Source organism: Streptomyces sp. NPDC027962 (assembly GCF_055566095.1).
The window spans coordinates 1-20,675 of record NZ_JBVHTA010000014.1 but is presented as its reverse complement, the minus strand read 5'-3'; the positions used below and the strand labels follow the sequence as shown (position 1 = coordinate 20,675).

At 68.2% G+C, this 20,675-nt stretch carries 17 protein-coding genes and 2 pseudogenes; 3 read left to right on the top strand and 16 right to left on the bottom strand.

From position 1 onward, the window contains the following. Nucleotides 1–498 precede the first annotated feature (498 nt). The gene (locus ACZ4SA_RS15590) at nucleotides 499–774 is read left to right on the top strand and encodes a hypothetical protein (protein WP_468274317.1); all 276 of its coding nucleotides are present in this window, start codon (nucleotides 499–501) and stop codon (nucleotides 772–774) included. Here the strand turns inward: ACZ4SA_RS15590 and ACZ4SA_RS15585 are convergent. The 14 genes and pseudogenes from ACZ4SA_RS15585 to ACZ4SA_RS15520 all read right to left on the bottom strand — a co-directional run bounded on the left by ACZ4SA_RS15585 (nucleotide 771) and on the right by ACZ4SA_RS15520 (nucleotide 17,724). Next, a complete protein-coding gene (locus ACZ4SA_RS15585; protein WP_468274314.1) occupies nucleotides 771–2,885 on the bottom strand; it encodes a Tn3 family transposase in 2,115 nt (704 codons plus the stop codon). The genes ACZ4SA_RS15590 and ACZ4SA_RS15585 overlap by 4 nt on opposite strands. 460 nt (nucleotides 2,886–3,345) lie before the next feature. Beyond that, nucleotides 3,346–3,789, bottom strand: a pseudogene (locus ACZ4SA_RS15580) (DUF4158 domain-containing protein); the annotation flags it as partial. A gap of 160 nt (nucleotides 3,790–3,949) precedes the next feature. Then, a complete protein-coding gene (locus ACZ4SA_RS15575; protein ID WP_468274578.1) occupies nucleotides 3,950–5,365 on the bottom strand; it encodes an MFS transporter in 1,416 nt (471 codons plus the stop codon). 50 nt (nucleotides 5,366–5,415) lie between these two features. Further along, the gene (locus tag ACZ4SA_RS15570; RefSeq protein ID WP_468274312.1) at nucleotides 5,416–6,072 is read right to left on the bottom strand and encodes a TetR/AcrR family transcriptional regulator; all 657 of its coding nucleotides are present in this window, start codon (nucleotides 6,070–6,072) and stop codon (nucleotides 5,416–5,418) included. A gap of 347 nt (nucleotides 6,073–6,419) precedes the next feature. Then, on the bottom strand, nucleotides 6,420–7,337 hold the full coding sequence (locus tag ACZ4SA_RS15565; RefSeq protein WP_468274309.1) for an alpha/beta hydrolase: 918 nt from the start codon (nucleotides 7,335–7,337) through the stop codon (nucleotides 6,420–6,422). A gap of 84 nt (nucleotides 7,338–7,421) precedes the next feature. After that, nucleotides 7,422–7,850, bottom strand: a complete 429-nt coding sequence (locus tag ACZ4SA_RS15560) for a hypothetical protein (protein ID WP_468274306.1) — start codon at nucleotides 7,848–7,850, stop codon at nucleotides 7,422–7,424. Then, entirely contained in the window at nucleotides 7,847–10,018 is a 2,172-nt protein-coding gene (locus tag ACZ4SA_RS15555) for an integrase (RefSeq protein ID WP_468274304.1), read from the bottom strand. The genes ACZ4SA_RS15560 and ACZ4SA_RS15555 overlap by 4 nt, the downstream gene beginning before the upstream one ends. Next, nucleotides 10,015–11,730 (bottom strand): hypothetical protein, encoded by a 1,716-nt coding sequence (locus ACZ4SA_RS15550; RefSeq protein WP_468274301.1) that lies wholly within the window; start codon nucleotides 11,728–11,730, stop codon nucleotides 10,015–10,017. Before ACZ4SA_RS15550 ends, ACZ4SA_RS15555 begins: the two co-directional genes overlap by 4 nt. Further along, nucleotides 11,730–11,897: a hypothetical protein gene (locus tag ACZ4SA_RS15545; protein ID WP_468274298.1), complete on the bottom strand. Its 168-nt coding sequence runs from the start codon at nucleotides 11,895–11,897 to the stop codon at nucleotides 11,730–11,732. The genes ACZ4SA_RS15550 and ACZ4SA_RS15545 overlap by 1 nt, the downstream gene beginning before the upstream one ends. After that, nucleotides 11,885–12,343 carry a nucleotidyltransferase family protein gene (locus ACZ4SA_RS15540; protein WP_468274296.1) on the bottom strand — a complete coding sequence of 153 codons (459 nt, stop codon included), beginning with the start codon at nucleotides 12,341–12,343 and terminating at the stop codon, nucleotides 11,885–11,887. The genes ACZ4SA_RS15545 and ACZ4SA_RS15540 overlap by 13 nt, the downstream gene beginning before the upstream one ends. Continuing rightward, complete coding sequence (locus ACZ4SA_RS15535) at nucleotides 12,340–14,769, bottom strand: site-specific integrase (RefSeq protein WP_468274293.1); 2,430 nt, start codon at nucleotides 14,767–14,769, stop codon at nucleotides 12,340–12,342. Before ACZ4SA_RS15535 ends, ACZ4SA_RS15540 begins: the two co-directional genes overlap by 4 nt. After that, the gene (locus ACZ4SA_RS15530; RefSeq protein ID WP_468274291.1) at nucleotides 14,766–15,116 is read right to left on the bottom strand and encodes a helix-turn-helix domain-containing protein; all 351 of its coding nucleotides are present in this window, start codon (nucleotides 15,114–15,116) and stop codon (nucleotides 14,766–14,768) included. The genes ACZ4SA_RS15535 and ACZ4SA_RS15530 overlap by 4 nt, the downstream gene beginning before the upstream one ends. Nucleotides 15,117–15,133: 17 nt before the next feature. Beyond that, complete coding sequence (locus tag ACZ4SA_RS15525) at nucleotides 15,134–16,237, bottom strand: tyrosine-type recombinase/integrase (RefSeq protein ID WP_468274289.1); 1,104 nt, start codon at nucleotides 16,235–16,237, stop codon at nucleotides 15,134–15,136. A 65-nt stretch (nucleotides 16,238–16,302) separates the two neighbouring features. Continuing rightward, nucleotides 16,303–17,724 (bottom strand): tyrosine-type recombinase/integrase, encoded by a 1,422-nt coding sequence (locus ACZ4SA_RS15520; RefSeq protein WP_468274287.1) that lies wholly within the window; start codon nucleotides 17,722–17,724, stop codon nucleotides 16,303–16,305. Between the two features lie 113 nt (nucleotides 17,725–17,837). Between ACZ4SA_RS15520 and ACZ4SA_RS15515 the strand changes: the two are divergent. Then, a pseudogene (locus ACZ4SA_RS15515) lies at nucleotides 17,838–18,413 on the top strand (recombinase family protein); the annotation flags it as partial. A 90-nt stretch (nucleotides 18,414–18,503) separates the two neighbouring features. After that, entirely contained in the window at nucleotides 18,504–19,025 is a 522-nt protein-coding gene (locus ACZ4SA_RS15510; RefSeq protein WP_468274576.1) for an ISL3 family transposase, read from the top strand. A 344-nt stretch (nucleotides 19,026–19,369) separates the two neighbouring features. Here ACZ4SA_RS15510 and ACZ4SA_RS15505 read toward each other — a convergent pair whose 3' ends face one another. Both ACZ4SA_RS15505 and ACZ4SA_RS15500 read right to left on the bottom strand, forming a co-directional pair. Further along, the gene (locus ACZ4SA_RS15505; protein ID WP_269730250.1) at nucleotides 19,370–19,612 is read right to left on the bottom strand and encodes a hypothetical protein; all 243 of its coding nucleotides are present in this window, start codon (nucleotides 19,610–19,612) and stop codon (nucleotides 19,370–19,372) included. Continuing rightward, a complete protein-coding gene (locus ACZ4SA_RS15500; RefSeq protein WP_468274283.1) occupies nucleotides 19,609–20,562 on the bottom strand; it encodes a hypothetical protein in 954 nt (317 codons plus the stop codon). The genes ACZ4SA_RS15505 and ACZ4SA_RS15500 overlap by 4 nt, the downstream gene beginning before the upstream one ends. Nucleotides 20,563–20,675: the final 113 nt, after the last annotated feature.

Genomic DNA, 20,675 nt, shown 5'->3' with positions numbered 1-20,675 from the left:
CTGCAACCTATCCACTCCTCGGATGAAGAGGCACCGGCCGAATCGCCACGACCAGTGCAGCACGCGCCGAGCGCCGACTCGGCAACAACCACCTTACCCACGGCGCACCTTGGCAGACAGCCATTCGTACAATTTGCCCGAGCGCTCGCCCCGGCCCGCGAGTCGGCCGCGGCAGCGAAGCATGTGCCCGCATGGCCCTGGGGAGGATCCGACTGCCCACACCTGGCCGGGGGCGCAAAGGTCCGCTTGGCGATCGATACCGTCTGGCTCCGAACCCGGACTCCTACCCGACCCGGCAGTAGACACGCTGGCCCTCGTGGCGGGCTCGGTCGGCGAGAGCAGCCAGGTCACTCACGATCACGTCGGCGATCTCCGTGTCGATGATCTCGCCCTCCTCCGCGCGGAGCCGAAAGGGGGTCCGAGTAGGAACGGACCAAGAAACCGGTGTTGCTGTCAGAAGTTTTGACAGGTGGTGATCCGGGCCGTCAGGGTGTGCGGGTGAGTGATGACCCGACGATCGGTTTCCTGAAGGCGGACGTGGCGCGGTTCTGCGCCGGTCTGGATGATCTGGCACCGGCGATCCGGCTGCGGCTGGTCGTCCAGCTGCGGCAGGCGCTGGGCGAGGTGACGGACGCGGCCCTGGACGGCGGGATGGCCGCGGCGAAGGCGGAGGGCTGGGGGCTGCGGCAGATCGGCGCCCAGGCGGGCCTGTCCCACGAGAAGGTCCGCTACCGGCTCGCCCAGGCGTCGGACGAGCCGGCCGGGCCTTCCTAGATCGTGGTGCTGGCCGTTTCGGGCTTGCGGGTGGAGCGGAGCTGTCCGCCCTGGACCTCGGCGGGCAGCGCGAAGCTGTAGCGGCCGTGGAAGTTGATGTGGGCGAACTTCAGCGGCGACAGGCGGGCGATGTCCTCGTCGCGTACGTGGATGCCCTCGGCGCGCATCTCGGCGATGATCTGCTGCATGTAGACCGTGTTCCAGAGAATTATGACGTTGAGCATCAGTCCCAGGGCCCCGAGTTGATCTTCCTGGCTTTCTCTGTAGGACTGCCTGAGTTCGCCCTTCTGGCCGTGGAAGATCTTCCGGGCGAGGTTGTGGCGGGACTCCTGCCGGTTGAGCTGGGTGTTGATGCGCCGCCGCAGCAACTCGTCGGTGAAGTACGACGACAGGTAGGCGCTGCGGTCCATGCGGCCGATCTCCATGATGGCCTTGCCCGTGGGGGTGGGCTTGCCGCCGGGGGCGAGCACGCGCAGGACCTCGGAGGCTTTGATGGTGCCCGAGTGCAGGGAGCCGGCCACCCGCAGGACGTCGTCCCAGTGGCTGGTGATCTGCTTGAGGTTGACCTTGTCGCGGGTCAGCGGGTTGAGCGGCCCGTAGTCGGCGTCCGGGTCCGCCCGGTACAGGGTCGCGCTGCCGGAGTCGGCCAGCCGCGGCGAGAACTGGTAGCCCAGGAGCCGGAAGAGGCCGAAGACGATCTCGGATGAGCTGTGCGTGTCCGAGGTGATCTCGACGGGCCGGAGGGCGGTCTCCTGCTCCAGGAGGCCGTCGAGGATGTAGAAGGAATCGCGCTGGGTGCCGGGGATCAGGATGCCGTGCAGGCCGCTGAACTGGTCGGACAGGAAGTTGTAGAACGTCACTCCGCGCCGGCGGGTGCCGAAGTACTTCGGGTTCGGCCCGGAGTTCAGGGTGCGGATCGGGGTGATGAACCGCAGGCCGTCGGCGGAGGCCAGTTCACCGCCGCCCCAGGACTGCACCAGCGGCAGGCGCATGTGGTAGTCGACGAGGCGGGCGTTGGCCCGGGACAGGGTCGCCGCGCGCAGGTAGTTCTGTTCGACCCAGAACAGCCGATCGCGGTTGAGGGCGTCGACGCCGTCGTGGACGATCGGCTCGACACCGACGTTGGTGGCCTCCGCGGTGAGGACGGCGGCCACCGACAGTTCCAGGTCGTCCATCCGGGAGTTGGCTTCCGAGACGTGGGTGAAGTCGCCCAGGTAGGGCACCCACGAGTTCACCTCCAGCACCATCTCGGGCAGGTCGACGGCCGGCAGGCGCGCCTCGACCTCCTTGTGGAGCTCGCGCAGGGAGACGGGTTCGTCCAGGCGGTCCAGGCCGGTGAGGATGATCCGGTCACGGCCGTTTTGCTGTTCGATCCGTACGGCGGGGTTGGCGGCCAGGCCGTTCGCGAACTCCCGGTGGGCTGAGTCGAGGCGATCGGTCCAGCCCACCAGGATCTTGTCCGGCTTCGGGCCGAGGTCGAGTTCCTCGCAGACCCGGGAGCGGGCCGCCTCCCAAGCGGTGTCGTTGAGCAGCCGGGCGTTGGGGTCGCCCCACTTGCGCAGGCCCGGCACGTACACCTCGTGCCGGTGCAGGGCGGTGCGCAGGGCCTCGGTGGAGGCGACGATCAGGGCGCGCTTCTCGACGCTGCCCACGGGCATCGGCGGGGGTGGGAAGACCAGGCGCCGCCAGGCGGAGGTGAGGAACTTCGACGGGACCTCCCAGCCATGGATGGGGCGGCGCCGGCCCTTGAGGGACTTCACGAACGCCAGCGCGTCCAGCACCGGCTCGCCGGCCGGGCTGGACGCGAACTCGAAGGTCTTGAGCAGGTCGGGCAGGAAGCGGGCGATGGTGTTGTAGCGGGCGGCGAGCATCTGCTCGGCGACGTCGTCGGGTTCCTGCGCGAGGAGCTTGACCGTCTCGGCGGCGGCGTGGAACGGGCCGACGTCCATGGCGTCGAGCGTCGCGCGGATGTCGCCCTCGGGGTCGGCGGCGGTCCCGGACACCGCGATCCACATCTCGCGCAGCAGGATCGCGGCGGCGTCCAGGTCTTTGAGGGTCCGCAGCCGCTGCTTGGTCATCTTGGTGCTGGAGGAGCGGATCAGGTCGCCCATCACCAAGGTCGAACACCTCGATCGCCTCGTCCGCAGCGACCTGCGGCATCACCGCGGCGAACGCCACCAAGGTGGCCAGGCGCCGGTCCCCGGCGAGATCGGAGACGGCCTGGGCGCGGGCAGCCCGCGCGAAGCGGACCAGCGCCTGGAGCCGTCCCGGGGGTATCGCGGACAGATCCCAGGCGGTGCCGCCGAAGGCGTTCAGCGCCCCGTACCGTTCCATGGCCTTGCCCACCCCGCGCGCGGTGATGTCGCGTGGGGAACGCCGCAGCCGGTCCAGTTCGGACAGGCGCTTGCCTACGGGGACGACGACCAGGCCCTGCAACCCGGCGGCCTGCTCCTCGGTGGGGGCAGCGGTCAGCGTCGCCCACAGGCGTTTCTCGGCGCGCTCGCGCGAGCCGGAGACCAGCCGTTCCAGCACGGTCACCCCGGGCAGCACCACCTTCTTGTCGACCAGGCGCTTGGTGGCCAGGTCGAACAGCAGGGTCGGTCGCTCGGAGCCGATCCACGCCCGCTGGTACATCCAGCGGGCCAGCGCAAACCACTGGTCGAACTCGAACTTTGTGTACCCGTATCCCTCGCGTATCTGCTCCTGGTGGTCCCAGCGGTGCTCTTTCGTGCCGTACCCGGCGAACTCCGCGGGCTCCAGGCCCAGCTGCTCGGCGACGTAGTCGACCACGACGACGGGCACCTGTTCGGGGTTGTCCAGGAACGTCCCCAGAAACCGGACGGTGCCGAGCTGGACTGCCCAGCCGATCCGGTTCCTGGCGCCCTTGGCGACCATCGCCCGGCGCCGCGCGGTCTGGTCGAGCAGGAAGGAACCGGCGAGCTGTCCCTCGTCCGGGTCTTCCGCGAACCGGCCGAAGCGCCTGCGTTGGTCCTCGCTCAAAAAGTTGGTGGGCACCGCGCACTCCTTGATCGTCAGCTTGTCTCGCGCGCGACGCTCTCAGCCCGTCCAACCGTTTGTTCGGTGCTCTTCGATTCCGGTCCGGATCATGGCCCGACTTGGTAAAGAGTCCAGGCTGGGGAACTCTTACTGGCCGAGCGGCCCCGGTGTCAGCTGGTCACCCGATACTTCGCTGCGGTTGGTCAACGGTGTGGATGTCGTGATCGTCCGGGGCGGCCATGTCACGTCTCGCGCGGTGGACCGGCTGCGTCGGCAGCAGCGATGCCGGTAGCAGGGCGAGGGCGGCGAGTCCGGCGAGGACCATCAGGGTGGGGCCCGTCGCCGAGGCCGACATTGCCGGGGTCACGCCCGCAGTTGGGGTCCCGGCGGCCGAAGGTCTCAGCATCATCATGCTGGCGGCTACGGCGATTCCGAGGGACGGGCCGACGTTCATGGCGGTCTGCTTGAGTCCACCGATAACCCCGGCGTATCCGGGCGGCGCCTCACCCACGACGGTTGCGGTGGCAGTGACCATGACGGTGGCGAATCCCGCGCCGAGGACGGCAAAGGCCACGCCGGTAACAGCCCACGTGCCTGCCGAGCCGAGCTGGGACAGACCCGCTATGCCAAGGACGACGAGGACCGTACCGAGGATCGCGGTGCGGCGTGGGCTGTACCGGCGCAGCACGGCGCCGGCGACGGGCGCACCGAGGACCATGAGCGCGGTCAGCGGGAGTGCCCTCAGACCACTGGCAAGCGGGTCGAGCCCGAGTACGTCCTGGAAAAAGAATGTGGTCACGAACAGCGCGCCGAACATACCGCCGGTGGTGAACAGCAGGATCGCTACCGATGCCGTCACCGGTACGGACCGCGCCACTGTCGGCGGCACGATCGGGTGCGCGGTGCGGCGTTCGTGCCCGACGAACGCCGCCGCGACGCCCGCGAGAGCGGTGAGGCCGAGCCATGTCGACGCGGAGGTCCACCCGTGCGCCGGTACGCCAGTCAGGGTGTGTACCAGGACCGCGAGGGCGGTTGCGAGCAACGCCGCGCCGGTGAGGTCGAGTCGCTGAGACCCGGTACGGGAGGGCGCCGGTGCTCTCACGGCGAGGGTGAGTACGGCGATCGCGAGCGCGACGGGGACGTTGATCCAGAACACGGCACGCCAGCCCAGGTGCGCGACGAGAACACCCCCGAGTACCGGACCGGCCGCCGCGGCCACACCGATCGCGCTGGTACGGATGGCGACCGGCGTACCGAGCCGGTCCGCCGGATACGCCAGCCTCAGCAGCGCAAGTGTCGTCGGCTGGAGGAGCGCACCGAACACGCCTTGTACGGCGCGCAGGACGATCACCCAGCCGACGCCGGGAGCGAGCGCGATGCCGGCCGAGGCGGCCGCGAAGCCGAGCACGCCGACGAACAACATCCGCGGGTGCCCGTACCGGTCACCCAAGCGCCCGGCGATGACGAGAAGCGCGGCCACCGCGAGCAGGTAGGCGGTACTTGTCCACTGGACCTGCGTCATGCTCGCGCCGAGGTCGCGTTGCAGGCTGGGCTGCGCCACGAGGAGTACCGTGCCGTCCAGCGCGACGATCATCGCGCTGGCAACGCTGACCAGGAGTGCGAGGCGCCGCCGTACGGTTGCGGTCACGAGTTCACCGGGCCGAGATGAGCGTCCAGGACCGCCGCGACGAGCCGGTCGAGATGGCTGCTATCAGGTGCTCCGCCTGGTGGTGGGGCATCGAGGGCGAGCTGGAGGCTCCCCCAGGCCCACAGTTGGGCGAGGCCGTGAAGGTTCGACCAGAGGGCGGCGGCCGTCACGGCCGGCGGCGGCTGGGGATCGCTCGGCTCGCTGGGCCGGTGCGCGGCAGCCTGCTCCCACCGATACCGGACGATGAGCTCGACGATGAGCTCGAACAACGGCAGGGTCGAATCTCGGAGCTGCGACTGGTCCGATGCGTGTTTCTCGCTGTCGAGCAGGTCATGCCGGAACATCAGCTCGAACATGCCGCGGTGCTCCAGCGCGTACCTGACGTGTGCCCGCCCGATCTCCTGCAACTGACCACGCGGCGACGTCGTGCCGTCGGTCGCGGTTGCGAACCGGGCCTTGAGGTCCGCGAAACCGCGGTGGGCGATCGCAGAGAGCAGGGCGTGATGAGTGGGAAAGTACCGACGCGGAGCCCCGTGCGATACTCCCGCCCGGCGGGCGATCTCACGCAGCCCCAGCGAGGCGGTTCCGTCGGTCATCACAAGGTCCACTCCGGCGTCGATCAACCGTTCCCTGAGAGAATTCTCGCGTTCCATAGACAGTGTCTACCATGATCTTTTAGGCACTGTCTACGAATTCAGGGAATCGTGCGGTCGAGTGTCGTCAAACGACCGTCTGTCGACACTCGTACCCGTGATCACGAACCCGCAGGTGGGCAGCGTCGGCAACTCGCGTCGGAAATCAACGTCGGTGAACGGTCTCACCGATAGATTCCGGCACATGCTCATCGGCTACGCCCGATAGCCGGGCATGAGACGTGTTCGCTCGATCGATGTCGACTGCGCGCCTGACGTTTTGCCGCCCACGTCGGCGGGAGTGCGCGAGGCCGTGTCTCACGTAATCGACCTCTGGGACTGGGATCCTTCGAGATCGCGGTCAGTGCCTACGATTGCGTAATCCGGTCGCGCAGCCAGGACTCGACGCCGCTGAGTGCCGTCCTGGCCATTGCTGTGGGGTGGCCCGTGAAACCGTGGGGTGAGTCGGGGTAAACCCGGAGCTCGACGTCATTGGCGGCCGCTGACAACCGACCTGCCAGCGCCAGGTTGTCTTCCAGCAACACGTCTGTGCTTCCGACGATCAGCAGCGTTGGGGGAAGCCCGCGAAGAACGCCGTAGATGGGAGAGATGTCGGGAACAGTGCGGTCTTCCACATGGCCGGCGTATGCCTGGATGAAGTATTCGTCCGTGATGCGGCGACCGGCCGGGGTTCGTGCGCTCAAGTCGTAGGTGCCGAATTGGAGTGCGGCGCCGGTGAATCGGCCAACGGCACCTTTGTCTCTCAGCCGGAGCAGGGTCGCCAGGGCGAGTGTGGCTCCCGCGGAGCTCCCGCCGATCGCAAGTCGGGACGTTCCGAAGCGGGCATCGGCTTCTTCGATGAGCCAGAGCGCCGCCGCTTCGCAGTCGTCGGGTGCCGCGGGCCAGGGGTGCTCGGGGGCCAGCCGGTAGTCGACGCTGACAACGGCGAGGTGCAGGGCGTCTGCGAGCTCGCGGTTGCGTTCGTCTCCTCGCGCTGCGGAGTCCATGTAGAAGCCGCCGCCGTGTATGTCCAGGTGGACGCCCCGCGGCGGACCGTCGATAGGTGTGAAGATCCTGACAGGGACGCGCGCTTCCGCGGCTTCGATCGTCTCTTCGATGGCAGGCGGATCGGCGGCAGGAGGAGCAGACCTCTTCGCTCGGGCCTCCTTCAGCTCCTCCAGTGAGCTGGGGCCACGGCCTGCCGCCCTCGACTTGTAGAAGTCACGAGCTTCATCGACCTGCTCCGCGGGTACGTCAGCTAACAGTGCGTCCAGCGCGAATCGCACGCGCCCTCCTCATCACTCGGGTCTCAACGCCACGCTATCGCTGACCTGCGGCGCCCGATCCGCTGCACGCAGCAACGGTTGCGACTACCGGCGAGGAAGTGTGCGGACTGACGCCGGCGGGGTGGCGTCAAGCTGTCGTCGAAGCGTGGCGATCTCGTCGTGCTGGACTGCGAGACGGGACAGGGCCGTGGCTTGGAACTCCTTCAGAGCGTCTAGTTCAGTGTTCTTCCTGCTCAGGCGCTCGCGCAGAGTGGCAACCTCGGCCTTTAGCCGTTCGATCTGAGCCAGGCGTGGATCGGGCTGCTGTCCGGCTTCCTGGGCGGCGGTCCGCTGACGGTCGAACTCGGCCTTGAGGTGGGGGTAGGTGCGGTAGAGCGTCGCCCGCGGTACTCCTGCGAGCGTGCACACGCTCTTGATGTCGCACTTGAGCCCGTCGGGAACGGGGCCAGCGAGGAGTTGCCGCATCGCGTTCCGAATCCTGGCCTCGGGTTCCGCTTGGGGGTTGTGCATCATGAGCGCGGCTCCTCGCCAGGGTGGCCGGCAGCGTCGATATCGGCGACGATGCGGGTGGCACGGTCGAAGGCGGCCTGGGCTCGGGCCCGTTCGGGCTTGGAGAGTCTGGGGTTGCCGAGAAGGACGGCCTGGGTGTTGTCGGCGTGGTCGGCCCAGATCTGCCGGTGCTGGGGGTGATGGGTGGCCTGCGGGCAGCGGGCCGAGTCGCACATCCCCATCAGCGGCTCGGCGGCGTCCGGGGTGCCGGCGATTTTCAGGCACAACGCCTTGCCCGGATCGGAGAACCAGCAGTAGTTGCCGACACCGAGGTGCAGGGTCTTCGCCTTCGCCTTGAGGACGCGCTCGACGCGCCGGTCGTCGATGACGGTGACCGGCCCGGCCTCGTGCCGGTCCAGGGCCTGGTCGACGGCCTTGAAGGCGCCGATGAGGTCGCGGGCGCCTTGGCCGCTGGGCAGGATGGCGCGCTGGTAGTCCTCGTAGGCGGCGACGGTCAGCCGCAGGTGTTCGGCTTCTTCCTCGGCGGCGACTTCGGCTGCGAAGGCGGCCTGGTGTCCGCCGGGGCGGGCGGCATAGCCCTCGGCTGCGGCGACGCTGACATGCTTGAGGTGCAGTTTGACGGCCATCAGGCCGTGCGGGCGCTGGGCGATGGCCATCGCGAGCGTGCGCCGCAGGGCTCGGGGGTTGACCGGGCCGTCGGGGATGGGCTCCAGCCCGAGCCGTTGTCCGTACTCGCCGTTCACCCATGCGCGCAGGGCGGTATAGCGGCTGTTGCTGTTGTTGGATGCCTTGGCGAACAGCCGCTCACCCGGGGCGGCGCCGGTGAGGGCTTCGGCGATGGCGATGGCCCTGTGCACGTCTTCGGTGACCACCCACGCGTCCTCGGTCCCGCCGAATGCCTCGCCCTTGATGCGGCGGGAGACCAAGCGGTAGCGGGTGCCGCCGCCGGGCCGTTCTTCCTGCTGGCGGCAGCCGCTCGCCAGTTCCGCCAACTCCGAGGAACGCATCCCGCAAAGCGCCGAGGTGAGGAAGTAGGCAGCCGAGGTGACGGCATGGACCGTGGCGTCCAGTTGGTGCCGGGCCATCGGCAGGGCCCAGGGCACCGGTGTGCCGTCATCGGGGCGGGACACCGGTGCCGCATCGCGGCACCAGGGCTGCTGAAGGCCGCACTCACTCACCCACCGTTCCAGCTCGGGACGGAGAGTCTCCATGTCCCTGCGGTGCCCCATGGCCCCCGCCGCCTGAACGACGAGCGGATGCCACGACATGTGCAGGAGCGGGTCGCCCGGGTCCCATCCGCGCTTCAAGCGCTGAGTGACGGTCGCTTCAGCGGCCCGTGCAGCGGGAAGCCCGGTCTCTCGCCGTCGCTCGATGACCTCGCGCAGGCCATCGACCTCAGTGACGAGCAGGCCCCGCCGTGAGGCGGCCTCATGCTGGTCGGCGGCGCGGGCCGCGGCCGCCTCGGCCACCAGCAGCGGGCCGATCGTCCCCAGCAAGTACAGACAGTTCGCCAGCAGAGGCCGCAACAGAGTGTCCGGGACCGGCGGCACCCGGTTCTCGTCACTGCGTACATATCCCGTGACCTCGTCCGCGCTGCGGCCCGGCCACGGGGCGAAGCCCGGCTGGTAGCAATCGCTGAGGATCTCTGCGTAGAGGACGAGGAACTGCGGGATGCGGATCATCGCCACCGTGGTCGCGGGCGACAGCAGCCGGTCAGGGTCGGTGGCACTGCGCGAGGCAGCCGCGAGATAGGCGTCGCAGTGATGCTGGCGGACCTGCGACAGCGAGGTGACGCCAACCGCGGTGAGGCGGTTGAACCACAGGGCCAGGTGCTTGAGTTCGGACCAGAGAGAGTTGGGGTTCAGTGGGGTTCGGAACGCCTGCGGCAAGACGGCCACGTCCGGATGGAGCGGGGCCATCCGCGCCATCAGGTACTCGCGGGCAACCTGCCGCCAGCGGGGGTTGATGATGGCGGTGAAGTCCAGGATCTTGCGGTGTGCGGTCATCACCACCGGGGCGTCGGCGAGGCCGGTCAGGTCCCAGACATCCTGGTCGAATACGGGCCGGGGGCTGCCGGGCTCGCGTCGCAGGCCGGCGGTCTCGATGACCGGCAGACCGTGGAAGGGGCGCCGCCCGGCCAGGGCCGGGGAAGAGGCATGGGCAGTCGTCACTCGGGCTGTTCCTCCAGGTGCAGCGGCAAGAAGGCGTCGGTCTCGGTGCTCTGCCGGGTGGCGGCCTCGATGGCGGCTGGGCCGAACCGGGGCAGGACGTCCTCGTCCAGGCGGGCCATGTATGGGCCGAAGATCCGCAGGAACTGCGCGGTGGTCATCTGCTGGGCATGCCGGGAGAAGTACCCCTTGAGCCGGAGCAGGTTGGGCAGGTGACGGGGCGCGAACGCGGCGAGCGGACACAGCAGACACACCCAGGGCCGGGCCGGACACAAGGTTCCCGCCGGGGCGTGCGGACCGTTGAGCGGGCTGGCGCACGCGGCGACGAACATGTCCTGCTCACCGGAGAGCAGAGCCTTGATGGCCGCCGCGTCCAGACCGGCGTCCTCGACCAGGCGGGGGAAGTCCGCGGCGAACGCGGCAGCGTCCTCACCGTTGATCACGACCGGCGGGGCGGCCTTGCGGCGCACATCGCCCTGGGCCTGTTCGATGACGCCCTCCAGCGCGTCCAGCTGGGCCGGGGTGTGAGAGCTGAGGTAGTGATCTCCCTCGACGCGGGCGCTGTGGTTGGGGTCGATCGTCGTGCGGCCGGTCCAGGCAGCGCGGTCGCGCCGGTGGTGGTAGGTAGCCCTGACCCGGCCGCCGTGCACCGGAAGGGGCTGCCCGTCGTCACCGAGCACGCCCGACGACTCCATCCAGGCCCGGCGCTGGCGCTGGCCGCGAGGGCGGTCGAAGATCCTGCCCTGCCCTCTCCCGAGCCCGTCACAGCCCACATAGATCCACAGACGACCAGCCAAATCCCCGGCGTGCTCACGTAGTTGGGCCGAGTGCTCCAGCCAGCGGTCCAGCAGCCGCACGGCATCACGGGACAGGTTGAGCGCCTCATCCCCGGTGCGGCCCTTGCGGTAGGAGAGCAGGACCGTGTTCGCCGAAGTCCGGGTGATGTCGTCGAGTCGCAGGGCATCGATGCCGTCAGGGACGATGCCCGTGCGCATCGCGAACAGCGTGAGGTAGGCGAACGCCGTCTCCGAGGCCGGGAACAGCGCCGCCTCGACCGCCGCGCACTGGGCCCGGTCAACACCGGCGCCTCTGCCGAACCGCTCGACGGCCCTTCTCGCCTCCGCGGGGCCCGCATGGAGCCAGAGCCAGGCGAGGTTGTCGAAGGTGACGCCGTGGACGGACGGATCGGCGCCCCGGCCGGCTGCCTCCAGCGCCTGACGGTGGGCGCGGCGGGCCGCCGCGATCTGATGGGTGCAGGAGGCTTCAAGCCGCCGCCATTCACCGTCGTTGTAGGGCTGGTTGGGGCGGCTCTTCTCCACTTTGTTGATCCGCCGCCCGGCCAGGTGACGGCAGATGCCCGGGTCCAGTCCTCCGGCTGTCTCCTGGAAGGCGTTCAGCACCACGCGGATGCGTCGTTCGCGGTGATAGTCGCAGGTCAGCCAGTACTGGACCAGTGTGGCCGGGGCCAGATCGGCAAGACCGCCCGTGGCTCCCCAGACATCGAAGTCGCGCGCCATCCGGCGCATCGTCGTCATGTACTGCCTGGCCACCGAGCGGGTCCGGATCGGCCCGTGCGGATGCGTGGCCGCGACCAGCCCCACGGCCAGGTCTGCGGCCAGCTGCTGGTTCGGCAGATCGTGCAGGACACCGTGGTGGATGACGCCGTCCGGCAGCGTGAACAGCACCGCCAGGGGCTGCTGGATCTCGGCCGGCATCAGACCTCGCCCCCGAACTCGGCGACCGCGTCGCCATCCACGGCCAAAGCGCCTCCGGCGGTCGCGTAGGCGTCCCGGTAGATCCGCTGGGTATCGAGCAGATGTAATGGTGGAGTCGGGTATTGGAACTCCCGGAATGCCCTGATGGGATGGCTCATGATCCGCATGTCTGGATCAGAGAGGCAAGGACTCCTGCCGGATCATGTAGAGGGCGGGCGCCATCGGTGACGACGCGACGTGTGCCAGGGTCAACGGGGTCCGTCTGTGCCCACTCCGGAGACCCGATGCCGATCTCAACTTCCAAACCTGAGGCCGTGGCGTAACGTCGTTCGGTGATGGGCCCCCACGCTTGCGTTCGGACGAGCTCGCCGAGGGCGAGTTCGTCGGCCCAGGAGTTGTTGAAGTATTGGGTCTGGTCTGTCGTGAGCAGGACGATGTCAATATCCGAGTCAGGCCGTGCGGCATTGCGGGCATATGAGCCGACAAGTAGCAGGCCGACGATGTCCTGGCGGGTCGTGGCCCAGCGTGCGATGCGGGCGATGACCTCCTGTACTTCGGCGGCTCGTTCCTGGGAGACCTCGTTCCGGTTCGATTGTCCGGCGCGGTGTGTCATGTGGGCTCCTGGGTATTTTGACGGCGGCCGGCCTCGGCCGCGTAGGCGGCCCAGTCTCCGGCGGCGGCTCGCTGCCATTTGACGGCGACGGTGATGTCGATGCCGAGGGTGCGGGCGAGGACTGCTGCAGGTAGCTCGGTGGCGAGTTGGAAGAGCGCGGTCGAGCGGGCTTCGGCGAGCCGGATGCCGAGTTTGCGGAGCCGTTCACCCATGGCCCAGGCACTGATCGGGCGGCCGGGCTGGCCTCCGGGGAACAGCCAGCGCGAGTCTGTCCGGGCGAGGACGGCATGGCTGCGACGGAGCGCGACTTGTTGGAGGGCGAGGTCAGCGACGGGTGCCGGTAGTTCGACCGGGACGGCGCCGAGGTGGATGCGGACGGCTCCGTCCGTCTCCTCGATGTGGTCGACGGTGAGCCGGGAGATCGCGGCGGGCCACTGGGCATAGAGGAGCAACAGCAGGCCGGCGAGGCGGTCTTCGGGCCTGAGGGTGTCGTCGTGCAGCAGGCGCCGGGCGGTGTTCCAGCGGGCGTCGTCGTCCATCGACTGGGTGGGGCCGTTCCATCTCACGGCCGGGAAGCTGAGATCGCGGGTGATCTTCTGGGCCAGGGCCCAGCGAACGAAGTGGCCTGCCTCTGTGCGAAGGAGGACGTCGTCGCTGGTCATCCAGTGTTCAAGGTCGGCCTGTCGGCAGGTGGCAAGGGTCAGGTTCTGTTCCTCGAGCCAGTCCAGGAGATAGACGGCTGCCCGCAGATGTTGCCGTGCGGTCGAGAGCTGGTAATGGGTGACATCCTTGCCGCGGTTGCGTCGTCGAAGGCGACGTAGAAGGTGCCACGTTGCGTACCGGTGCAGGATTTTCCGCCCCTCGACCGTCGTGTGGGAGGCGACGAGGTTCTTCACGTGCCGTTCGAGACGGACCATCTGCTCGTCGCGCTGGGGCAGGACGCCGGTGGCGACGAGAACGCTGCGGATGTGCTCGACGACCTTGCCTTCGGGGAGTTCGTCCAGGGCCTCGTGGGTGAGGGGTCGGCGGCCGGAGCCAAGGTCGGACAGGACGGTGGAGACGATGCCTTTGGAGAGCCAGCGCATCGCGGTGCCGACCCGTTCAGTGCTGGCCAGGGCGTCGTGGAGGGACTGCAGCTTCGGGGGTATGGAGCCGGTGCTGTCGCCGAGGAGGTCGTGGAGCCGTTGCTTGAGTGTGCAGCGGGGGCACGGACCCGGCGCGTGCAGACGCTCGGCTTGTCCGCAGGTCGGACACGGGCGCCAGAGCTCAGCGTCCGGCGTGGTGCAGGGGCCGCAGACGGGGGCGTCGGCGGTGCCGGAGTGAATGCCGCGCAATCGTCCGCAGACGGTGCAGTGCGCTTGGCGCCGATCACAGCCGCCGCAGCGGGGCAAACCGGTGAGCTTCGAGAGCATGCAGGGAGCGGTGCGGCCGCAGATCGAGCAGAGAAGCACGGGCAAAGGACGGCAGTTCGGGCAGATCGGCCCATCCGCGGTGCGGGAGTTGACCATGCGTGACTCGCCGCAGACGATGCAGGTCTCCAGGTTCGCCGGGTCCCTGATCAGGCAGCTTGGACACAGCGGTCGTCTCTCGGCGTCGCGGGTGGCCGGCTCGCGCCGGGCACCACAGCGTACGCATTCTTCGAAGCGGGACTTGGCGATGCAGTTGCGGCAGACCCGCTGCCCGTCCAGCGGCTTGTCGATGCGGACCACCCGGTGGCAGCGGGGGCAGGCGGGCCGGACGATCCCGGCGACACCGGCCTCGTGCAGCAGGTCGATGAACTTCAGGATGGCGCGATGCGGCGCCAGATAGCCCTCCCCGGTCAGCAGCCGGGGATTCTCCTCCAGGGCCCAAACCACTCGCTGGCGATAGTGAGGACGGTCGGGCGCCGTCCGGCGGAGGGCCTCGGCAACCGCGTCACGGTCGGCACCCGGGGCGATCGCGCTGATCAGTTCGTGGACGACTGTGACGGGATCACGGTCGTCGTGGTCGGGACACATCTTGCAGCGGGGCAGGCCCTTGCGGTCGCGGAAGCCGACGCGTCGGACGTTGCCGCAGGTGGTGCACTCGGCGGTTTCCTGCCCGCAGACTCCGCAGTACCAGTCCTGGCCCCTGCGTTGGAGGGTTCGCAGCTTCTTGCCGCACTCGGCGCAGACCGGCGGTGCGATCGCCGATGCTCCGGCCTGGCGGAGCTCGATGAGCAGATCGCCGACGGCCCGGGGCGCCGGGGACCGGCCGTCGGTCAGGACGGCGGGCCGGATCGCCAGGGCCTTGGCCAGCTGTCGTGACTTCGCTCGGCCGCCCGCGACCGCGGTGACCACGGTGCGGACGGTCGCGCTGTCGAGATCGTTCTCGACAGCAGCGACGAGGTCTGTGAGCAGGCCGATCGGATCGGCGACGGCGCGGTCGAGCTGGTCCGCTGTGATCACGAGCGGTCAACACCCCTGATCCGGGCCCGCTTTGGCCGCAGCCCGCCGAGTCCCTCCGTATTGGGTGCCGAGCCGCCGGCAGCTGCCTTCTTCGGCTTCTTCACAGCGCCGGCCGCCGCGATGGGCTCGATGAGGTCGTCCATGGTGCAGTCGAGGATGTCGAGCAGGGCCATGAGGATCTTCAGGCTCAGTCGCTCTGGTCGCTCGACGACGAGCCGGTAGACCTGGCTCGATGACAGGCTGATGCCACGTTCGGCGAGTGGCGGGAGGAGGTCGGTGGTGGAGAACATCCCGCGGTCGGCCATGACTTTGCGCAGGTGCCAGTGGTAGTCGAGCTTGGCGGCCATCGCCGGATCCCTCCTCGTCAGGCTCCGGCGAACGCCGGGGCCAGTGCCTTGTGCAGGGAAGTGTTCATGAAGTCGTCGCTGACGTGCGTGTAGATGGCCAGGGAGCTGTCGCACTCGTGGCCGACCTGCTGCTGGATGAACCGGCGGTCGACTCCGTCCTCGGTCAGATGCGTGACGTAAGAATGTCGGATTGAGTAGGGAGTTAGGTCTTTTGGGAGCTTTAGGGCGTCGCGGTATGCCTCGAACCGGTCGTTGATGGAGCCGGGCTGGAGGCGGCCCCCGCGCTCGGTGATCCACAGGGCCGGGTGATCGGGGAATCCGAAGCGCGGCCGGACGTTCTCGACGTAGTCAGCGACCGCCTCGACGGCCCAGTCCATTACCGACAGCACGTTCCGCCGCCGCGGCGGCTGCCCCTTCTTCGCTTTGCCGTAGCGGACGTTGAGCGTGCCGTACCGGCCGAACTGCCGGGCCTGCGGATTGCGTCCGAAGTCGACCATGTCGAGCTTGGACGTCTCGGTCCGGCGCAGCCCCCAGCCGTAGATGACCTTGAATAACGTGGCGTCGCGGTAGGCGGCGAGGGCCCCCTTGCGCTTGGCCTTCACGGCGCGTGCGACCTGGTCGTCGGCGTAGTCGAGGAAGCGCTGCAGCTCTTCCCTCGTGAACGGTCTCGCCTCCGGGCTGCCTTCGTAATCCTGCAGGTGAGGGAGAGTATTCCACTCATGGCAGATCGCCACCGGAAAGGTGCCGAAGGCTTCTTCGCACGCCGGGACCCAGCCGTATCGGGCGTCGATGAGGAGCTCGGTGAACAGTCCAACCGTGCCCTGGTAGCTGCGGATCGTGGAGGGCGCCAAGTGTCTCTCGCTCGTCAGCGATGCCGACCACTCGTCCAGATGGGCAGGCGTCCATCGCCACGGATACTCGTTCGTGAACTCCAGGAACCGGCGGATCAGCCGTTCCCTCGGGTCGATCGTGTCGTCCTTCAGCCCTCGCGACTTCTGCTGAGCTCGCCAGCCCCTCAGCATCGCGTCGAACATCGCGTCCTCCGGACGCAACTGGACCACACCGGAGACAAGCTCCATATGAGCCGACCCGGCCAGGGCCACCTTGCGCTGATGTGCCACTCCAGACCATCCCTTCTGGAGAGCAGATCATGCATCAGAAGGGATCGGCTCGGCAACACCCCTGTTCAGGAGGCCAGTTCGTAGAGCCTACGAACACCTTCCGTTTCCCTCCGCGACCAGGCGACCTGCGACTTCTCGCCCGCCTGATGCAATTCCCGATGGTTCAGATACGCCTGAGTGGTGGCGGCACTGGTATGCCCCAACAAATCACGCAGCACCAGCAGCGGATCAGCCTTGGTCAGATAGAGCGCCAGGGCGTCGTCACCGCGCGTGTCCACGACGAGCTGGGCGGCCTGCTGGTAGTAGCCGCGCACCAGCCGCTCCAAAGTGGCCATTGCGAAGGTGTGCCTGGTGACATGGGGATGGACATGCGGGAAGGACGGCTCAAAGCGGTCCCGGATCCGCTGCGCGGTCCGGCGCAGAACGGTGGCCCAGTCGACGAACGGCCTCCCGCCGGACTGCACCGCCAGCAGGGCACTGCCCCCGCCGGGTGCCACCAAGCGCAGCCGGTCGGCCGGGGTGAGGGTGTGCCAGCGGCGGCGCGTTCCGTTGATCAGCGCGCCGTCGTGAGTCGGAGCCTCGACGAACAGCGGATCGCGGGGCCGCCAGCGCGAGCCCTCCGCCGCCGCGACCCGCTCCCAGCCGATGTAGTCGTGAACCCGGGCCAGGTCCTCGTAACCGATCCACGTCGAGCGGCCCTTCCTGCCCTTCGCCATCGGTGGTGCGAGCACCAGCGGCACCGGCACCGCCGTGCGGCGGCGCGGCAGCGGCGGCACCTCGTAGACCGTCAGATGCGTGAACTCCTGCGACCGCAGCCCGCTGGACAGCGCCAGGCCGATCACGGCCGCGTTGCGGCCGGTCTCCCGTCCCCGGAACGAGACGTCCCTCTCGCCCGCCGGGTCGTTGCCCGCCAAGGCGTGCATCAACAGGTCCGCGTACGGCTTCTCCAGGTACTTCCGCGTCGCGTGCGCGTTGCCCGTGCGCACCGTCGCCAAATTCCTGGTGGCCTCCACATGCGCACCGTCCGGGCGGGTCATCGACTGCCGCACGTAGGAGAACGGAACCGTCGGCGCGTGCCCCTCGGCCGCCGCCCACCGGTAGAAGGACGAGAGCGTCTTGACCGCCAGATTCCAGCTCGCCGGACTCAGCCGCACCTCCAGCGGCCCGGACAGCCGGTACTCGGCGTACATCGACAACGCATCCCGAAGCCGCTGCCGATCAGCGAAGACCGGGATCCGGCAGGCGCCGAGGAACTCCGCCCAGCCCTTGAGCGCCTGGGCGTACGTACGCCACGACTTCGGCGACGGCGCCCCGCTGACCGGTAACTCCCGAAGCCACAGGTTCATCACCACCGTCGGCCGAGGCCCCGAAGAGTCCTCGAAGCAAAGGTCCTCGTCGATGAGGACGGGCATGGCCTCCCGGATGACGGGCCGCTCGTACAGGCCCCACTCTTCCCACCCGGCGGAACAGAAGTAATGAAGGATCACGGAACGAACCTGAAGCGAGACACGAGACAGAGCAAGAGTTAACACTCGTACGAGGAGCAGAACTTCACCCTCACGAGACACGCTCAAACCGCAGAGCTAACGCGCGGGTCTCGACCGCAGACCAGAACCCCGACCACCAGATCGACGCCCTGCTGCGGGCCGGCGTCGACCGCGACCACATCCACGTCGACACCGCGAGCGGAGCGAAGGCGTCCCGGCCAAAGCTCGACCTCGTGCTCCAGCTGCTGCGCGAGGGCGACACGCTCAAGGTCACCCGGCTCGACCGGCTCTCCCGCTCGGTGCTTCACCTGGTGACCCTCGGCGCAGACCTGCGCGAGCGCGACATCGGGCTTCACGTCATCGGGCAGGGCATCGACACCTCCACCATGGAGGGCCGCGCGATGTTCGGGATGCTGTCCGTGCTCGCCGAGCTCCAGCGCGAACTGATCGTGGCGAACACCAACGACGGGCTCGCCTCCGCACGGGCCCGCGGCCGGGTCGGCGGGCGTCGGCCCAGGCTCACCGACGACCAGGCCTCGCTCGCCCAACGGCTTTACGACGAGCGGGAGAAGACCGTCCAGCAGATCGCCGACATGTTCGGCGTGCCGCGGTCGACGGTGTACGGGCACCTCGACAAGACCAAGACCGTGCCCCGCCAGCCGAAGAAGACGGCTGCTGCGAAGCCCTGAAAGCTACCAGCGGGTTACTCGCTCCCTGGCGTCCGAGCTAGGACTACAGGGGGACCGGTTCATGCCTCGCCGACTGCGTCGCCACCGGCCCTGACATGGCCCGGATCAGAACCTGTCAAAACTTCTGACAGCAACACCGGTTTCCTGGCCAGTTCCTACTCGGGCCCCCGTCTCCTGCGCAACCGCGAGGACCTCACCGATGAGCAGTTCGCAAAGATGTGGAACCCACTGCTGGACGAGGGGCAGATCGGGCAGACGCTGCTGACCGCGTGGATCGCGAAGGAGAGCCTGCGCAATCTCCTCGCCCTGGCCCGCACCAGCGCCGACCGACACCAAATCGGCCATGCCCGATGGAAGTTCCTCACCTGGTGCGCGGACTCGGACATCCCCGAGGTCGTCCGGCTGGCCGTGACCGTGGACCGGTGGTGGGCGGAGGTCGCCGCATTCCTCGACACCGGCCACAGCAACGCCAAGAGCGAGGGCATCAACCGCGTGATCAAGCTCGTCGCCCGCAACGCCTTCGGCTTCCGCAGCGCAGAGGACCAACGCCTACGCACGCGCTGCGTCACCACCTGCCGAGCCCGCGGACACCTCCGCACCGCTCAACATTGAAGACCCATCAACCCGCCGTGTCCGTGGCTGCGGACCGCTGGACGGAGCCGCGGGGAAACGGCGCGCGGGCCGATGCCGGTCCGGCGGGAGCATACAGCGGTGCGCGGTCCATGGGCTGGGACTCCTGCCCAGGTGACGGTGATCCGGTGCACCCATGCTGCGGCGGCGACACCGTCGGCGGCATGGGTACGACCTCCCATGTGCGGCGGGGCACGCACTTAGGCTTCTCGATAGCCCCGGCCGATGCGGGTGGCGGTGAACGCCTTCATGGCGTGAGCCGCCAAGTGGTCGATGACCAACCGCCGCAGACCACCGGGGCAGGAGAGGAGAGTCCTTCGCCGGGCTCAGTGTTCCTTCGCGTACGTCACGATCCACGCGACTGTGAGCGTCACTCCGAGCACACCCGCCGCGAAGAATCCGAGGACCGGCAGGATTCCGGATCCCTCGAGCAATCTTCTGACGGCGCCCGCGAAGCCGACCACCGAGGCGCCGATTCCGAGGAGGAATGTGCGATGCCCTCTGGGTTTCAGCCAGTTGGAGGAGAAAGGTCCGCGGTATGAGGTGGGTTTGTTGCTCGCGTGCTTCATTTGTTGTACTCCACCCGGGGCGGTGCATCGGGGGCGAGAATCTTTTCGTCGCCCGGCTCCTTGTTTGATCCCGGCGGGGTGTAATAGAAGTCGACCACGGTGGCCACGACCGCTACCGGTGCGCCGAATACCTTGCCGCCGAACTTGCCCAGTATGTTCACCGCGGACGGTTTACGGTGCAGCCCGCCGCCGCCGATGTTCTTCTCCAGGCCGCCGGCGACCAGGCCGGCAGATGCCGAGGGCGCACCACCCATGAAGTACTTCCAGCCCTTGTCCATGTCACCGCGCAGGAAGTACTCGCCACTGTTCATCCACGAGCGGTAGCTGAGGAATTCGGCCACCGGCTTGATGGTGCCGCTACCCCACTTTGGCTCGGGCTGGTGCTGCAACTCGTCCAGCCTCATTTGCGCTTCGTTGGCCGCGCCCGCCGCCGCGTCCTTCAGTGAGCCGTAGTGCAGGCTGTTGAATTCGCGGCTGTCCTTGGTGAGGTTCGCCAGGCCCCAGGCACAGGCCGCGTCCGCGTCCACCGCGCGCTGGAGCACGGCCTCCATCCGTTTGAGGAGCGCCTCGGCCGCGCCTTCGTCGGCGTCGGAGTCCTCCCGGTAGCCGACGGCGCCATCGGGGGCGATGGTGAGGCCCTTGGGCGGGTTCTCGTAGATCGCCTTCAGGTCGGCCTTGGCCTTGGTGAACGTGCTGTGGGCGTCCTTGAGCAGATTGAGGATGCTCTCGGCTTGCGTCACCGCGTCCTGGAACTCGTACGCCGTCCTCGTCACGAACGGCTTGGTGACGTTGGCGTTCTTGCCCTTCCAGGTCGTCCCCTGTGCGTAGGTGCCCATATCCCCGGCGCCCTTGGCGAGTTCCTTGAGCTTCTTGAGCATGGCGACCCAGTCGTCGATCGCCTCGTCGAGCGGCTTCGTTTTCAGATTGAGAAGCTGCTGGAACACCAGCATGGGTACCTCGCCTAGCGACTAGTGTCTCGTGATCCTGTTGATGTCACTTCGAGTTGTTTGCCACGAGTTTCTTGATGTTGGTCTGGACGAGGCGGACCTTCGCCAGAATCTCT

Bases quoted from the DNA above. Each gene is read 5' to 3' on its own strand.
- ACZ4SA_RS15585 (WP_468274314.1), bottom strand. From the start codon at position 2,885: ATGGGCGACCTGATCCGCTCCTCCAGCACCAAGATGACCAAGCAGCGG.
- ACZ4SA_RS15575 (WP_468274578.1), bottom strand. From the start codon at position 5,365: ATGATCGTCGCGCTGGACGGCACGGTACTCCTCGTGGCGCAGCCCAGC.
- ACZ4SA_RS15570 (WP_468274312.1), bottom strand. From the start codon at position 6,072: ATGGAACGCGAGAATTCTCTCAGGGAACGGTTGATCGACGCCGGAGTG.
- ACZ4SA_RS15560 (WP_468274306.1), bottom strand. From the start codon at position 7,850: ATGATGCACAACCCCCAAGCGGAACCCGAGGCCAGGATTCGGAACGCG.
- ACZ4SA_RS15550 (WP_468274301.1), bottom strand. From the start codon at position 11,730: ATGCCGGCCGAGATCCAGCAGCCCCTGGCGGTGCTGTTCACGCTGCCG.
- ACZ4SA_RS15545 (WP_468274298.1), bottom strand. From the start codon at position 11,897: ATGCGGATCATGAGCCATCCCATCAGGGCATTCCGGGAGTTCCAATAC.
- ACZ4SA_RS15540 (WP_468274296.1), bottom strand. From the start codon at position 12,343: ATGACACACCGCGCCGGACAATCGAACCGGAACGAGGTCTCCCAGGAA.
- ACZ4SA_RS15530 (WP_468274291.1), bottom strand. From the start codon at position 15,116: ATGGCCGCCAAGCTCGACTACCACTGGCACCTGCGCAAAGTCATGGCC.
- ACZ4SA_RS15505 (WP_269730250.1), bottom strand. From the start codon at position 19,612: ATGAAGCACGCGAGCAACAAACCCACCTCATACCGCGGACCTTTCTCC.
- ACZ4SA_RS15500 (WP_468274283.1), bottom strand. From the start codon at position 20,562: ATGCTGGTGTTCCAGCAGCTTCTCAATCTGAAAACGAAGCCGCTCGAC.